General features: G+C 75.8%; 13 protein-coding genes. 7 read left to right on the forward strand and 6 right to left on the reverse strand.

From position 1 onward, the window contains the following. The first annotated feature begins 32 nt into the window (after positions 1-32). From RB614_RS27155 to RB614_RS27175, 5 genes are read left to right on the forward strand one after another with little or no spacing between them, the layout of a single operon-like run. Positions 33-1,022: a glycosyltransferase gene (locus RB614_RS27155; RefSeq protein WP_308715475.1), complete on the forward strand. Its 990-nt coding sequence runs from the start codon at positions 33-35 to the stop codon at positions 1,020-1,022. Beyond that, positions 1,019-1,663, forward strand: coding sequence for a NeuD/PglB/VioB family sugar acetyltransferase (locus RB614_RS27160; RefSeq protein WP_308715476.1), 645 nt, complete (start codon positions 1,019-1,021; stop codon positions 1,661-1,663). The genes RB614_RS27155 and RB614_RS27160 overlap by 4 nt, the downstream gene beginning before the upstream one ends. Then, positions 1,660-2,673: a GDP-mannose 4,6-dehydratase gene (gene gmd / locus RB614_RS27165; protein WP_308715477.1), complete on the forward strand. Its 1,014-nt coding sequence runs from the start codon at positions 1,660-1,662 to the stop codon at positions 2,671-2,673. Before RB614_RS27160 ends, gmd begins: the two co-directional genes overlap by 4 nt. Further along, entirely contained in the window at positions 2,673-3,884 is a 1,212-nt protein-coding gene (locus RB614_RS27170) for a glycosyltransferase (protein WP_308715478.1), read from the forward strand. Before gmd ends, RB614_RS27170 begins: the two co-directional genes overlap by 1 nt. Next, positions 3,881-5,035: a DegT/DnrJ/EryC1/StrS family aminotransferase gene (locus tag RB614_RS27175; RefSeq protein WP_308715479.1), complete on the forward strand. Its 1,155-nt coding sequence runs from the start codon at positions 3,881-3,883 to the stop codon at positions 5,033-5,035. The genes RB614_RS27170 and RB614_RS27175 overlap by 4 nt, the downstream gene beginning before the upstream one ends. Here RB614_RS27175 and RB614_RS27180 read toward each other — a convergent pair. The 6 genes from RB614_RS27180 to RB614_RS27205 are packed head-to-tail and all read right to left on the reverse strand — an operon-like array spanning position 4,918 to position 11,967. Further along, entirely contained in the window at positions 4,918-6,234 is a 1,317-nt protein-coding gene (locus tag RB614_RS27180; protein ID WP_308715480.1) for an MATE family efflux transporter, read from the reverse strand. The genes RB614_RS27175 and RB614_RS27180 overlap by 118 nt on opposite strands. Continuing rightward, positions 6,231-7,466: a hypothetical protein gene (locus RB614_RS27185; RefSeq protein WP_308715481.1), complete on the reverse strand. Its 1,236-nt coding sequence runs from the start codon at positions 7,464-7,466 to the stop codon at positions 6,231-6,233. The genes RB614_RS27180 and RB614_RS27185 overlap by 4 nt, the downstream gene beginning before the upstream one ends. Beyond that, entirely contained in the window at positions 7,447-8,592 is a 1,146-nt protein-coding gene (wecB, locus tag RB614_RS27190; RefSeq protein WP_308715482.1) for a non-hydrolyzing UDP-N-acetylglucosamine 2-epimerase, read from the reverse strand. The genes RB614_RS27185 and wecB overlap by 20 nt, the downstream gene beginning before the upstream one ends. Continuing rightward, on the reverse strand, positions 8,589-9,833 hold the full coding sequence (locus tag RB614_RS27195) for a glycosyltransferase family 4 protein (protein WP_308715483.1): 1,245 nt from the start codon (positions 9,831-9,833) through the stop codon (positions 8,589-8,591). The genes wecB and RB614_RS27195 overlap by 4 nt, the downstream gene beginning before the upstream one ends. Next, positions 9,830-10,939 carry a polysaccharide biosynthesis C-terminal domain-containing protein gene (locus RB614_RS27200; protein WP_308715484.1) on the reverse strand — a complete coding sequence of 370 codons (1,110 nt, stop codon included), beginning with the start codon at positions 10,937-10,939 and terminating at the stop codon, positions 9,830-9,832. Before RB614_RS27200 ends, RB614_RS27195 begins: the two co-directional genes overlap by 4 nt. Then, positions 10,936-11,967, reverse strand: coding sequence for a polysaccharide biosynthesis protein (locus RB614_RS27205; protein WP_308715485.1), 1,032 nt, complete (start codon positions 11,965-11,967; stop codon positions 10,936-10,938). Before RB614_RS27205 ends, RB614_RS27200 begins: the two co-directional genes overlap by 4 nt. 254 nt (positions 11,968-12,221) lie before the next feature. Between RB614_RS27205 and RB614_RS27210 the strand changes: the two genes are divergently transcribed. Then, on the forward strand, positions 12,222-13,544 hold the full coding sequence (locus RB614_RS27210) for an oligosaccharide flippase family protein (protein ID WP_308715486.1): 1,323 nt from the start codon (positions 12,222-12,224) through the stop codon (positions 13,542-13,544). Next, positions 13,541-15,337, forward strand: a complete 1,797-nt coding sequence (locus RB614_RS27215; RefSeq protein ID WP_308715487.1) for a DUF4012 domain-containing protein — start codon at positions 13,541-13,543, stop codon at positions 15,335-15,337. The genes RB614_RS27210 and RB614_RS27215 overlap by 4 nt, the downstream gene beginning before the upstream one ends. Positions 15,338-15,358: the final 21 nt, after the last annotated feature.

Here is a 15,358-nt window from a genome sequence, read left to right on the forward strand (position 1 = left end):
CATCTGTCCATATTGCTGTTAGTCTGGCGGTCATGAGCGGGGCGCGGGTGGTCGTCGACACGGCGGGGGGCGACATCGGTGGCGCGGCCCGCTGGCGCGCCGAGCTCGACGCCTACCTGGCCCGTCACCCCGCCCCGCCGCGGGTGCTGGGCCGGGGCCGCCAGGTCACGCCCCGCTGGCTGGTCGAGCGGGAGTGGCAGGTCGGCGCGGCCGACCTCGCCGTGGCCAGCAACAACGTCTCCTTCGGCGTCGCCGGCCGGCACCGGGTCGTGCTGCTGCGCAACGCGCTGCACTTCCTGCATCCCGGCGAGGCGCACCTGGCCCGCGTCATGCCGCGCGCGTTCCGGGCGCAGATCCCGGTGGTCCGCCGCCTCGCCGGCCGCGCGGACGAGCTGGTCGTACCCTCCACGGCGATGGCCGACCGGGTGCGGCGCTGCCTGCCCCGGGTCGCCGGCCGGGTCGTGGTCCACGCCCACCCGGTGACCCCGGTCGGCCCGCGGCTCCCCGCCGAGGTGCCGTTCCTGCTCGTGCCGGTCGTGCCCGGGCCGTACAAGAACCTGTTCCCGCGGCTGCGCGAGCTGCTCCTGGTGCTGGACGCGATGGGCCGCCCGGACCGGATCTGGGTGACCGCCCGGCCGGAGCAGCTGCCGCCGGACCTGCTGGCCCAGCCCCGGATCCGGCCGCTCGGCTCGCTGCCGCACATCGCCCTGGCCACGCTGTGGCGCACCGCCACGGCCGCGTTCTACCCCTCGGCGCTGGAGTCGTTCGGCTACCCGCTCGCCGAGGCCCGGGTGTACGGGGTGCCGGTCATCGCCGCGGACACCGCGCAAAACCGGGAGATCGCCGGCGCCGCGCTCCGCGGCTACCGGCTCGGCGTCGACGGCGACCTGCGCGAGGCGGTGCTGCGCTGCGCCGAGCCGGCGGCGGCCGAGCCGGCCGCGTTCGACCCCGACGCCTACTTCGACCGGCTGCTGCGGGTACGCCCCGCGCCCGGCGCGGCCGTGACCCGGGGAGCGCGGTGACCGCGGCGCGGCTCGTGGTCCTCGGCGGCTCCGGCCACGCCCGCGAGATCCTGGCCATCGCTGCGGCCCGCGACGTCGCCGTGCTCGGCTGCGTCGGCCCGGCGAACGCCGCCGAGGCGGCCCGGCTGCCGGTGCCCTGGCTCGGCGAGGACGGCTGGCTGGAGACCGCGCCGGACGACGTCGGCTACGTCATCGGCATCGGCCGCGGCCCCACCCGCGCCCGCCTCGACCGGCCCGGTGGCCGCCGCGCGGAGCGGCTGACCCACCCGCGGGCGTCGGTCGGGCCGCGGGTCGCGCTCGGCCCCGGCACGGTGCTGTGGCCGGGCGCCGTGCTCACCGCCGACATCACCGCCGGCCGCCACGTCCACATCGGCACGAACGCCTGCGTCGGCCACGACGCGCGGCTGGACGACTACGCCACCCTGCTGCCCGGCTGCGTCGTCGCCGGCTCCACCCGGATCGGCCGGGCGGCGACGATCTGCGCCGGCGCCACCGTGATCGACGGGGTGAGCGTCGGGGCCGGCGCCGTGGTGGGCGCGGGCGCCGTGGTCATCCGCGACGTACCGGCCGAGGCCGTGGTCGCCGGGGTACCCGCCCGGCCGCTGGCCGACCGTTTCGCCGTAACAGGAGGTGGCTCTTGACCCGAGTAGCGTTCATCACCGGGATCACCGGCCAGGACGGCAGCTACCTGTCCGAGCTGCTGCTCGCCAAGGGGTACGTGGTGCACGGGCTGAAGCGGCGCTCGTCCACGTTCAACACCGAGCGGATCGACCAGATCGACCTGCACCCGCGCGACCCGGACGCCCGGCTGTTCCTGCACTACGGCGACCTGGCCGACGCGAGCTCGCTGGCCGGGCTGCTGCGCGAGATCCAGCCGGACGAGGTGTACAACCTCGGGGCGCAGAGCCACGTCCGGGTCTCCTTCGACATCGCCACGTACACCGCGGACATCACCGGGATGGGCGCGCTGCGGCTGCTGGAGGCGGTCCGCCGCTCCGGTGTGGACTGCCGGGTCTACCAGGCATCCTCGTCGGAGATGTTCGGCGCCAGCCCGCCGCCGCAGCACGAGGGCACCCCGTTCCACCCGCGCAGCCCGTACGCCTGCGCCAAGGCGTTCGCCTACTGGGCCGGGGTCAACTACCGCGAGGCGTGGGGCATGTACGTCTCCAACGGCATCCTGTTCAACCACGAGAGCCCGCGCCGCGGCGAGAACTTCGTCACCCGCAAGATCACCCGAGCGGTGGCCCGGATCGAGGCCGGCATCCAGGACGCGCTCTACCTGGGCAACCTCGACGCCGTCCGGGACTGGGGCTACGCGCCGGAGTACGTCGAGGCGATGTGGCTCTCGCTCCGCCCCGACCAGCCCGGCGACTACGTGGTGGCCAGCGGCACCGGCCACACGGTACGGGACTTCCTGGACGCGGCGTTCGGCCACGCCGGCCTGGACTGGCGCGCCCACGTGCGGATCGACCCGGCGTACGTGCGCCCGGCCGAGGTGAACGCGCTGATCGGCGACTCCACCAAGGCCCGCGAGCGGCTCGGCTGGATACCGAAGACCGAGTTCGCCGACCTGGTCCGGATCATGGTCGAGGCGGACCGGCAGCTGCTCGACGACGAGCGCTCCGGCCGGCTGATCCGGCGGGACCGCTGATGCGGGTACGGGTCGACGCCACCCCGATCCGCCCCGGGGCGTCGGCCGGCGTCGAGGCGTTCAGCTACGGCCTGGTCGGCGGCCTGGCCGAGGGGACCGGCCACGAGCTCGACGTCGAGATCCTGCCCGGCACGCTCGCCGCCTGGCGGGCCCGGGTGCCCCGCCCCGACGTCGGCTGGTCCGAGGTGGCGGTACCGCTGCTGTCCGGCGGGGCGGTCGCCCGCGGGCTGCGCCGCCACCTGCCCCCGGCGGTACGCTCCTCGCGGCTGCTGCGCCGGCTGGTCAACCAGGTACGCGAGCGCGGCCGCGGCGCCCCCTCGACCCCGGCCGACGTGCACCTGTACCCGTTCCACGGCGTGCCCGCCGGCGCCGACCCGGCCGTCGTGGTGGTGCACGACCTGCGGCAGTTCCAGCCGGGGCTGGGCGGGGCCGGCTTCGCCGAGACGATCAGCCGCAACGTCGCGCGGGCCGCCGCGGTGGTGGTCTCCTGGCCGCACCCGTACGAGCAGCTGCGCGAGCGGTTTCCGCGGGCCCGCGACAAGACCGTGCTGATCCCGCCGCCGGCGTTCCACCCCCGGCCGGCCGGCACGCCGTGGACGCCCGAGCCCGGCCTGCTGCTGTACCCGTCTTCGACCGCGCCGCACAAGAACCACGCGACGCTGCTGGAGGCGATGGCGCTGCTGCCGGAGTACCGGCTGGTCTGTCCCGGCCCGCTGGTCGAGCCGCAGGCCTCGGCGCTGCTGGCCCGCGCGGCGGAGCCGGACCTGCGCGGCCGGGTCGAGTTCCCCGGCTTCGTGAGCGTGACGGCGCTGGAGCGGCTGTACGCCCGCGCCGGCGCCGTGGTCGTACCGTCCACCTGGGAGGCGGCCAGCGGCGCGATGTTCGAGGCGTTCAGCTGGGGGATCCCGGTGGCCTGCGCCGACGTGGAGCCGCTGCGGGCGCAGGTCGCGTTCGCCGGCGCCGAGGTCGGCTTCTTCCCGCCGCACGACCCGGCCGCGCTGGCCGGCGCGGTCCAAGCGGTCACCGGTCGTCCGGATTGGTTCGCCGCCGCCTCGTGCGCCGCCAGCCGCCGGCTCTCCGGGCGCACCTGGGACGACACGGCCCGCGACTACGCGGCGGTCCTCGAATGGGCCGCCGCCGGCCGGTCCGGGCCGGTCCCCCGGTCCGACTTCGCCGCCGGTACCCGGGACGGCCTGGAGGCGCAACGATGACCCGCCGGTTTCCGGTCGCCAAGCCCTGCCTCGGCGAACTGGAGGAGAAGTACGTCCTGGACGCGGTGCGCAGCGGCTGGGTCTCCTCGCACGGGCCGTACCTGCGGCGGTTCGAGGAGGACTTCGCGGCGCGCTGCGGGGTGCCGGCGGCGGTCGCCACGGCCAACGGCACGGTGGCGCTGCACCTCGCGCTCGCCGCCGCCGGGATCGGCCCCGGCGACGAGGTGGTGGTCCCCGCGCTGACCTACGTGGCCAGCGCGAACGCGGTGACCTACTGCGGCGCCACGCCGGTCTTCGTCGACGTCTCGCCGGCCACCTGGTGCGTCGACGTGGCGCAGGTGGCGGCCGCGGTCGGGCCACGGACCCGGGCGGTCCTCGCCGTCGACCTGTACGGCCACCCGGCCGACTACGCCGCGCTGCGCCGGCTCTGCGACCGGCACGGCCTGCTGCTGGTCGCCGACGCGGCCGAGTCGTTCGGCGCGAGCGTGGCCGGCCGGCCGGTGGGGGAGCTGGCCGACGTCTCCACGTTCTCCTTCTTCGGCAACAAGATCATCACCGCGGGTGAGGGCGGCTGCGTGACCACCGCCCGGGCCGACCTGGCCGAGCGGATGCGGCTGCTGCGCAACCAGGGCATGGACCCGCGGCGGCGCTACCACTTCCTCGAGGTGGGCTTCAACTACCGGATGACGAACGTCGCGGCCGCGCTGCTCTGCGCCCAGATGGAGCGGTCCGGGCAGATCCTCGGGCGGCGCGAGGAGATCCTCCAGCGGTACGACGAGGGCCTGGCCGGCGCGCTGGAACCGCAGCCGGTCGCGCCGGGCGTGCGCCGGGCGCCGTGGATGGCCTCGTTCCTGGTGCCGGCCGGCGCGCCGGTGGGGCAGCGGGACCGGCTCGGCGCCGCGCTGGACCGGCTCGGCGTGGAGACCCGGCCGTTCTTCAGCCCGATCCCGGGGCTGCCGCCCTACGCCGGGGCGCCCCGGCGGCCGCACCCGGTCGCCACCGACCTCGGCCGGCGCGGGCTCAACCTGCCCACCTACGGCGACCTGACCAACTCCGACGTGGACGAGGTCGTGTCCCGGGTACGCCGGGCGCTCGGGTCGCTCGGGTCCCCGGCCGAGGCGCCGGCCGCCGGGCGCAGCAGCCGGGTGTAGCTGCCCCACCAGGCGAGCACGGTCAGGCCGGCCAGCCCCGCCATGCAGGCGGCCACGCCCAGCGCGTCCCACCACACGCCGGCCGCGGCCAGCCCGGCGACGCGTACCGCGCCCAGGGTGGCGCCGAGGGCCAGCGCCCGGCCGGCCCGCCGTTCCACCCGGTGCCCGGCGTACGCGACCGCGGCCAGCAGCCCGGCGACCGCCTCCAGCGCGAGCACCGGCACCAGCGGCCGCGCCGCCGACCAGCTGCCGCCGAGCACGAGCCGGCCGACCCGGTCCGGCACCAGCGCGCAGCCCAGCGCGACGAGCGCGGCCGGCCCGGCGGCCAGCAGCGCGACCCGGCGGGCCCCGCGCAGCCGGCGGGCCGGTGACCGCCCCGACTGCGCCCCCAGCCGGGCGACGATGAGCATGCCCACCGCGTTGATCAGCAGCGCCGCCGGGCCGAGCAGGACCCGGGCCGCGCCGATCGCCCCGACCACCGCGGCGCCGGCGGTGACCGCGAGGGCGGCCAGGGCCACCTGCGCCGACCCGAACGTGATCAGGTGCTGCCCGGCGAAGCCGGCGGCCTGCAGGGTGGCCGGCCGGGGCAGCCGCCAGCCCGGCCACGGCGCCAGCCCGGCGGTCACCGCCGAGGCCACGCCGATCGCCGCGCCGGCCGCGCACCAGACCGCGAACGGCGCGACCGGGCCGGACCGCAGCACCGTGCCGGCCGCCACACCGGCGAGCGCGGCCACCGTCCACAGTGCTTCCTGCCGCAGCGCCCGGCGCGGCCGGCCGGTGCCGAGGCTGACCACCTTGACGTGCTCGTACAGCGCCAGCCCGGGCAGGGCCAGGCCGAGCAGGGCCAGGTACGGCGAGCCGGTCACCAGCCCCGCCGCGGCGATCCCGGCTCCGGCCAGCAGGCCGAGCAGCACCACCCGCCCGGCCGCGTCCCGCCGCTCGCCGGGCCCGGCACCGGGTTCGGCCAGCACACCGTCGGTGACCGCCGCCCGTACGCAGCCGGTGGCCAGCACGTACGCGGAAAAGGCGAGCACGAAGTGACCCACCTCGGCGATCGAGCCGGTGTGCGCGACGGCCAGCGACACGGAGACGTTGCCGGTGCTGGACAGCGCCGCGACCAGCAGCGCCGCCCCGCCGCGCCGGTGGCCCGGTGCCCGCCGCGCGCGGGAGCGCCCGGCCAGGGCGTGGCGGCCGGTCACGCCGCGGCCCGCTGGCGCGTCCCGCCGGCCGCCGCCCGGGTCGCCCGCAGGACGAGGAAGACCGGTGCGGCCGCCACCGTGTACTGGAGCACGGCGACCATCGTGTCCGGGTAGGTGCTGCTCCAGCAGAGCGGCCCGGCCACCACGAAGCAGAACAGGCTGAGCCGGACCGGGCCGGGCGCGCCGCGGATGTTGTACGTCAGCAGGACCGCGAGCCCGCTCCAGAGTCCGAAGTAGACGATCACGCCGGCGAGCCCGTCGAGGAAGTAGACGTTGCCGACGGACAGGAAGCTGTACGAGGAGCGGGCCGAGCCGCCCAGGTACTGGTTGATCCGGGCGCCGGTGGACAGGGCCGAGCGGTCCGGGTCGAGCACCCGCGGCACCAGCCCGTACACGACCACCTGGACCAGGCCCGGCTGGCCGACGTCGGCCGGCACCGAGTACGGCTCCAGCCGGGCCATCTGCAGGTCGAGCCGGAGCCGGTCGTGCGCGCTGACCGTGGTGTCCACCCGTACGCCGCCGGCGATCCGGATGTCGTTGCGCAGCGCGAAGAGCGCCGGCCAGGCCAGCAGCAGCACGGCTAGCGCGACGACCACGTAGGCGCTGCGCACCACGCCGGCGACCGTGCCGGCGGCGACCACGACGACCAGGTACGCGGCGACCGGGGCGGTGATCGCGGTCAGCGCGGCGACCGCGAGCTGGGCGGCGATCAGGGCGGCGGCCCAGCGGTAGAAGCTCGCCGCCCGCGCCTGCCCGCGCAGCACCGAGTAGAGCAGCAGGGCGATGGCCAGGTACTTCCAGCCGAAGAAGAGGGAGGCGAGGGCGGCCACCGGCGACGACGGGAGCTCGACGGCCACCTGGGCGGCGAGCGTGCCCCGGCCGGCGAGGGCGGCTACGACGTCGGCCACGACGCTGACCACCGCCACCACCCGGGCCACCGTCAAGGCGGCCGGGTGCTCCGGTCCCGACGCCCCGACGCGGCGTTCGCGCCCCCGGGTCAGCAGCCGCAGCAGCGTCTCGGTCACCGCGACCGTGACCCCGGCGACGAGCACCAGCCGGAGCACGAAGCCGGCGTCGGGGTTGTCGAAGGCCAGCGCCGGCGCGACCACGAGCAGCAGGTACGGCCCGGTCACCACGACGGTCACCGGGTAGCGGTGCAGCAGCCACGCCATCCGGCGGTGCGCGGCCCGGCGCGGGCCGGCGGGGGGTCGGTCAGCGCGGATCGCGACCATGCGGGGTCCTGATCCCGGCCCAGCCGTGGTGCTGGCGGACCGTGGAGAGGATGGCGTTGACGACCCGGCGCGAGGTGTCGGCGACCTGGTAGTCGGCGGGGCAGGGCGGCGGCCCGGCGGCGGCCTGCGCGAGCGCGGTCCGGACGGCCTCGACGACGCCGGCCGGGTCCAGCCCGGTCATGATGATCGAGCCGTGGTCGAGCGCCTCCGGGCGTTCGATCGAGTCGCGCAGGGTGACCGCCGGGAAGCCGAGGATCGCGGACTCCTCGCTGATCGTGCCGCTGTCGGAGAGCGTGCAGCGGGCGGCGGTCTGCAGGTGCACGTAGTCGAAGAGCCCGAACGGCTCGTGGAACGTGATGCCCTCCAGCGTGCCGGGGTCCGGTGCCAGCGACTCCAGCCGCTTGCGGGTGCGCGGATGGGTGGAGACCAGCGCGGGCAGCCCCCACTCGTCGCGGACCGCGCGCAGGCAGCCGAGCAGCGCCCGGAGCCGGGCCGGGTCGTCGACGTTCTCCTCGCGGTGCGCGCTGACCAGGAAGAAGCCGCCCGGGGCCAGCTCCAGCCGGGACAGCACGGTCGAGGCCCGGATGTCCGGGCCGTAGTGGTCGAGCACCTCGCGCATCGGCGAGCCGGTGTGCAGGATCCGCCGCGGGTGCAGCCCTTCGGCGAGCAGGTTGCGGCGGGCGTGCTCGGTGTAGACGAGGTTGAAGTCGGCGACGTGGTCGACCAGCCGCCGGTTGGTCTCCTCGGGCACGTTGAGGTCGAAGCAGCGGTTGCCCGCCTCCATGTGGTACACCGGCACCTTCATCCGGCGCGCGATCACCGCCGCCACGCAGCTGTTGGTGTCGCCGAGCACCAGCAGCGCGTCCGGCCGGAGGTCGCGCAGGGCGGCCTCGACCCCCACCAGTACGCCGCCGAGCACCCGGGCGAGCGAGGAGGTGTCCAGCTCCAGTACCCGGTCCGGGGCGCGCAGCCGCAGCTCGTCGAAGAAGATGTCGCTGAGCGTGGGGTCCCAGTTCTGTCCGGTGTGGACCAGTACGTGGTCGACGGTCCGCTCCAGCCGGTGGATCACCCGGGACAGCCGGATGATCTCCGGCCGGGTGCCGACGACCGTCATGACCCGCGTCATCGCGTACCCCTTCCCGTCCGGGCCGCGTCCAGCATGATCTCCAGCGCGTCCACCCCGGCCTTGAGCGACATGTGCCGCTGGTAGCTGTCCCGGGCCCGCCGGGCCATGTCCGACCGCTGCCCCTCCGGCAGCGCCGCCGCCCGGCGGAAGCCGGCGGCCAGCTCCGGCCAGTTCTCCGGCGGGCAGGAGAGACCCACGCCGGTACCCTCGACCATCCGGGCGCAGTCGCCGGGCGCGGCGACCACGACCGGGGAGCCGCAGGCCAGCGCGGCCGGCAGCTTGGACGGGATGGTGCCGCGGAAGATCGGCAGGTCCTTCAGGCTGACCAGCTGGTAGTCGGCGGCGGCGTAGAGCGCGGCCATCTCGGCCGGGTCCCGCCGGCCGAGGAAGCGGACGTTGTCGGCGCCGAGCTGGCCGGCGAGCGAGCGCACCGCCCGGTCCTCGGTGCCGGAGCCGACGACCACCAGGTCGAGCGGGGTCGAGCCGGCCACCGCCGCGGCGGCCCGGACGGCGCCCTCGATGTGCTGGAACGGTCCGATGTTGCCGGCGTGCATGACCACCCGGCGGCCCCGGTGCCCGATCGCGGCGCGGGCCTGCGCGGTCGCCCGCACCGGCCGGAACAGCGTCTCGTCGGTCCAGTTGAGCACCACCTCGACCTTGCCCGGGTCGGCGCCGCGCTCGACCACCAGCTCCCGCATCGAGGGGGCGATCACCGCGATCGAGCTGGCCGCCGCGTAGATCCGCCGCATCACCGCGCCGAGGGCGGTGTGCACCGCCCGGCCGGCCCGGCCGGCCGGGCTCATGGCCGAGGCGGTCACCGAGTCCGGCCAGACGTCCTGCACGTGCAGGACGGCCGGGACGCGGTGCAGCACCCGCAGCAGCCAGGCCGCGGTGAACGAGGTGGCCGGCGGGTGGTACACGTACACGACGTCCACATCGGACAGATAGCGGACCCCGGCGGCCGTGCTGCTGACCGCGAAGGAGAGGTAGTTGGCGGCCCGGCGCAGCGTCGAGGTGTCGTGGCTGGGGTAGAGCGGGACGCGGCGCAGCCGGACCCCGCCGGACTCCGTCACGTCCCGCCACCGCTGCCGGTAGCCGGGATACACCCGGCCGGACGGGTAGTTGGGGTAGCCGGTGAGCACCCGGACCTCGTGGCCGCGGCGGGCCAGCTCGCCGGCGAGGCTGGCCGGGATGAACGCCGGCTCCGGCGCGTAGAACTGCGAGACGATGCCGACTCTCACGGTCTGGCCGCCGCGGGCTCGACCGGTTCCGGGTAGGTGTCCGGCGCGCTCGGGTCGAACACCTCGTTGGCCCAGAAGAGGGTGACCAGCTCGCCGTCCCCGACGTTGGTGATCGAGTGGGCCCACATCGTCGGCATGTCCACCGCGACCGGCCGGTCGCCGCCGACCCGGAACCGGACCACGTCGCGGTGCAGCACCCGGCGCAGCGCGATCTCCGCCTCGCCCCGCACCACCGCGAACCGCTCCACCTTGGCCAGGTGGAAGTGCTCGCCCCGGGTCACGCCCGGCCGGGTCGTGGAGCAGAACGTCTGCCCGCCGCCGCCGTGCACCTTGACCGACTCGACCAGCCCGCCGCGGGCGTCGACGTGGTGCGGCAGCGGCAGCGGGAAGCGGTCCGGGAAGCAGAACGAGCGGTACGTGTTGAACAGCCGCACGTCGAACCGGTCGGCCAGCACCGGGATCTCGCCGGCGCGGTAGAGCGCGTCGAAGCGGCTCAGCCGCTCGGCGAGGGCGCAGACCGTCCGGCGGCCGGACCGGTCCGCGCCGGTCTCCTCCCCGGAGCCGGTCAGCAGCAGGCGGGCGGCGTCGGTGGCGTGCAGCAGGTCCAGCTCGCGGTCCTGCTCGACGGTGGGGCGCTCGCCGGCGGCGAGCCGGGCGCAGAACGTGGCGACCACCGAGTTGTAGTGCGGGCGGCCGTGCTCGCCGAAGAGGTTGGGCAGGCGCAGGTCGACCAGCGCGGTACCGGTCCACCGGGTCGCCTCGGCCAGGATCTCGGCGGCCCGCCGCTTGCCCTCGCCGTACGCGGTGCCGTTGCCGGCCTGGATCGAGTTGGCGAAGGCGACCGTCTTGGGCGGAGCCGGGCAGCGGCGCAGCGCGGCGGCGAGGGCCTCGGCCGGCTCGACGTTGCCGCGCAGCAGCCGCTCGGGCTCGGCCCGGTTCACGCCGGCCAGGTGCACCACGCGTTCCGCGCCGGAGAGCGTGGCGGCCAGCGCCTCCGGGTCGCCGTCGGTGCGTACCCCGACCACGTCGGACAGTCCCAGCGCGCGGGCCAGCACCCGTACGTGCCAGCCCAGGAACCCGTCCGCGCCGGTGACCACGATCCTCATGACGACGCCGCCGCGGCGGCCAGTTCGGCCCGGATCTCGGGGAGCGTGAGCAGCAGCGAGCGGACCTCGGGCACGCCGAGCCGGTGGGCGTTGTCGGAGGTGTAGTCGTGCACGCCGTCCACCCGCGCCTGGCCCTCGTCGACGTAGAGCGCGTAGTTGAGGTCGCGGGCGTCCAGCGGGATCCGGAAGTAGTCGCCGCGGTCCTCCGCGCGGGCCATCTCCTCCCGGCTCACCAGCGTCTCGTAGAGCTTCTCGCCGTGCCGTACGCCGAGCAGGTCCAGCTTCGCCGGTGCGTCGAAGATCTCGCTGACCGCCGTGGCGAGGTCGCCGACGGTGCAGGCGCTCGCCTTGCGGACGAACAGGTCGCCCGGCCGGGCGTGCAGGAACGCGTGCTCGACCAGGCGCACCGAGTCGTCCAGCGACATCATGAAGCGGGTCATCCGGGGGTCGGTGACGGTCAGCGGGCGGCTGGCGCGGACCTGCTCGACGAAGAGCGGGATCACCGAGCCGCGCGAGTACATCACGTTGCCGTACCGGACGCACGAGACGACGGTGGAGGTGCCCTCCGCGCGGGCGTGCGCGTGGGCCACCTTCTCCATCAGCGCCTTGGTCATCCCCATCGCGTTGACCGGGTAGACGGCCTTGTCGGTGCTGAGCAGGACCACCGCGGCGACGCCGGCCCGCTCGCTGGCCTCCACGACGTTGGCGCTGCCGAGCGCGTTGGTGCGGATGGCCTCCAGCGGGAAGAACTCGCAGGACGGCACCTGCTTGAGCGCGGCGGCGTGGAACACGTAGTCGACGCCGCGGGTCGCCCGGGCCACGGAGTCGGGGTCCCGTACGTCGCCGACGTGGAACCGCAGGCGGTCGTCGCGCAGCCGGAGCCGCATCGCTTCCTGCTTCGCCTCGTCGCGGCTGAAGACCCGGACCTGGGCGGCGCCCGCCGCGAGCAGCCGGGCCACCATCGTCTGTCCAAAGGAGCCGGTGCCCCCGGTGATCAAGAAATTGCGATCGGCAAGCACAAGCGTCACGTCCTCTCATCTGCGACGGCGAATCGACAGCCGCGCAAACCGCTTCCCCCGGCAGAGCTAAACACAGAAAAGGTTATGAAACAGACATTCTTTGTAAGTCGGCGTGCCAGTTTGAGGTGATTGCTGGCGTGGAGGTGAATCGCGGAGAACATGCCGTTATTCGCGTCATCCCACCGGGCGACAGCCGTGGAGAAAGTGGAACAAAACCGCATTACGGACATCGGGGGTACGTGAATGTGGGGGCAGCCGCGCCTATGACGGCACCGTCGACGCTCTCGCCCGCCGTCGGCCGCACCACGCGGGCGATGGCCGCCGGGCGGGACGCGGGCTGGCTCCTGCTGGGCAACGCCGCCGCGGCGGCCACCCAGTGGGCCGTGATCGTGATGCTCGCCCGGCTGGGCGGGCCGGACGTCGTCGGCCGGTACGCCATCGGGCTGGCCGTCAGCGCCCCGCTGATCCTGCTCGCCGGCCTGGCGCTGCGCACGGTCCAGGTCACCGACGCGCGGTCCCGCTACCGGTTCGGCGACTACCTGCGGCTGCGGCTGGCCGGCGCGGCGGTCGCCCTCTGCGGCATCGCCGCGGTCGCGATGGTGTTCGACGCCGGTACCGCCGCCGTGGTGATCCTGGTCGGCGCGGCCAAGGCCCTCGACGCCGTCGGCGACATCTTCTGCGGGCTGTTCCAGCGGCACGGGCGCATGCGCGACATCGCCGTGTCGATGACCGTGAACGGCGCCGCGACGCTCGTCGCGATGACCGCGCTGCTGTACCTGACCGGCAGCGCCGTCTGGGCCGTCGTCGGCTCGGTCGCCGCCTCCGCGCTCGCCTCGCTCGGGTACTGCGTGCCGGCCTCCCGGCGGCTGCGGACCGGAGCGGCGCCGGACGGCGGGCCCGCGACCCGGCTCTCCACGATGGTCGGCCTGGCCGGGGTGGCACTCCCGCTGGGGCTGGCCGGGACCGTGACCTCGGTGGCGGCGAACCTGCCCCGGTACGTGGTCGAGGACCAGCTCGGCATGACCGCCCTGGGCATCTTCGCCGCCCTCGGGTACGTCGCGCTCGGCGTGAACCTGGTCTGCGGCGCCGCGGCCCAGGCGATCCTGCCCCGCCTGACCCGGATGTACGCCGACGGCCAGATCGAGCGGCTGCGCGTGCTGTCGCACCGGCTGGTGCTGCTCTGCGTGCTCCTGGCCGTCCTGGCCGTACCGGCCACGGCACTGGTCGGGCGCCCGCTGCTGCGCCTGCTCTACGGCGCCGAGTACGCCGAGTACGCCGGCATCCTGGTCGTCCTGCTGCCCGCGGTGGCGCTCGCCTCCGCCGCGTACTTCCTGGACGCGGCGCTGTCGGCGGCGCGCTGCTTCGGCAACCAGCTGGCCGCCGCCGTCACGGTGACCGCGGCCGCCCTCGCGGCGGCGCTGCTCATCCCGGCGTACGGCCTGGCCGGCGCGGCCTGGGCCGTCGCCATACCCGCGTTCGTGCAATGTGGACTGAAGACCGCCCTGCTGCGCCGCGTGCTGCGCAAGCGCGCCGCGACCGCGCCCGCCACGCCGTGGCCGGCGAGCGACGGGGGGTCCGGACCGTGAGCGGCGCCCACGTACGCCGCCGGCGGGGACCGTGGGTCCGGCGGCTGGTCCTCGCCCTGGCCTGCCTCGTGCTGCTCGGCGCGGCCTGGACCGGGGCACGGGCCGCGGGGGCCAGGGGAGACCTGGCCCAGGCCTCCCGCCTCGTCGCACAGCTCGAACGCGAGGCGCGCGGCGGCGACATCGCCGCGGCCCGGCGGACCCTGACCGCGCTGCGCGCCGAGACCCGGGCCGCCCGGATCCGGACCACCGGCCCGGACTGGTGGCTGGCCCGGCGGGCACCCGTCGCCGGGCCGAGCGCCACCGCGGCGCAGACGCTGGTCCAGGCCCTCGACGACGTGGCCCGGCACGGTCTGCCCGCACTGCTCGACGCCGCCGGCGGGATCGACCTGAGCACCGTCGTACCCCGGGGCGGCCGGATGGACCTGACCGCCGTCGCCGCGGCGGCACCCGCGCTCGCCGGCGCGGACGCCCAGCTGCGCGCGGTACTCGGGCGGGTCGCCGCGATCGAGGTCGACGGCCTGGTACCGCAGGTGCGCGCGGCGGTGACCGCGTTCCGCGAGGGCCTGGACCGCCTCGTCTCGCTGACCGGCGCGGCCGTGCGCGCCGCGACGCTGCTGCCGTCCCTGCTCGGTGCCGACCGGCCGCGCACCTACCTGATGCTCGTGCAGAACCTCGCCGAGCTGCGCGCCACCGGCGGCATGGCCGGCGCGTTCGCCGTCCTGCGGGCCGACCGCGGCCAGCTGCGGATCGTCCGCCAGGGAGCGGCCGCGACCGACCTGAAGGCGTTCACCGAGCCGGTCCTGCCGCTCGCACCGGCGATGCGGCTGCTCTACACCGACCGGCTCGGCACCTATCCGGCCAACGTCAACCTGACCCCGCACTTCCCGACCGCCGCCGCGCTCGCCCGCGAGATGTACCGCCGCCGGTACGGGCAGACGGTCGACGGGGTCCTGGCGGTGGACCCGGTCGCGCTCTCCTACCTGCTGCGCGCCACCGGCCCGGTGCGGGTACCCGGCGGCCGGTCGCTGACCGCCGACGGCGCGGTCGCCACCCTGCTGTCCGACGTGTACCTGCGCGCCCAGGACGCCGGCGCCGAGGACCGGTACTTCGCCAACGCCGCACGGGCGGTCTTCGACGCGCTCGGCGGCGCCGCGGTCCACCCCCGGACCGCGCTGGACATGTTCGCCCGCGCCGCCCGGGAACGGCGGATCCTGCTCTGGACCGCGGACCCGCGCGAACGGGCCGCGATCGCCGGGACCGTGCTGGAAGGCGCGCTGCCGGAGCGGGACGGGGAGCGGCCGACGGTCGGCGTGTTCCTCAACGACGGCAGCGGCGCCAAGCTCGGCTACTACCTGCGGCCCGCCGCCGACCTGCGGGTCACCGGCTGCCGCCCGGACGGCCGGCTGGAACTGGCCGTGCGGGTCACGCTGAGCTCCACGGCGCCCCGCTCCGGCCTGCCCCGCTCCGTGCTCGGGCTCGGCCTGGCCGGCGACCCGTACACCGTCCGTACCAACGTGATGGTCTTCTCGCCCGCTCAGGGCGCGATCGTCACGGCGCGGATGGACGGCGCCGCCGCGGCCCTGGGCACCGGCGCCGAGCGGGCCCGCGCGGTCGGCGTGATCACGGTGGACGTGCCGCCCGGCGCCAGCCGGACGGTCGAGATGACGCTGCTGACCGCGCCCATGCCGCGCGGATCACGGGTCGCCCCGCGGCCCGACTTGTGGCTGACTCCCACAGCCACCGCCTGGCGGACGAGTGTCGGACCAGACCACGTCTGTGGGCGGCCGCGCTAGCGGCCGCCGACCAGCTGCTCA

The organism is Phytohabitans maris (genome assembly GCF_031085175.1).
Taxonomy (GTDB): Bacteria; Actinomycetota; Actinomycetes; order Mycobacteriales; family Micromonosporaceae; genus Phytohabitans; species Phytohabitans maris.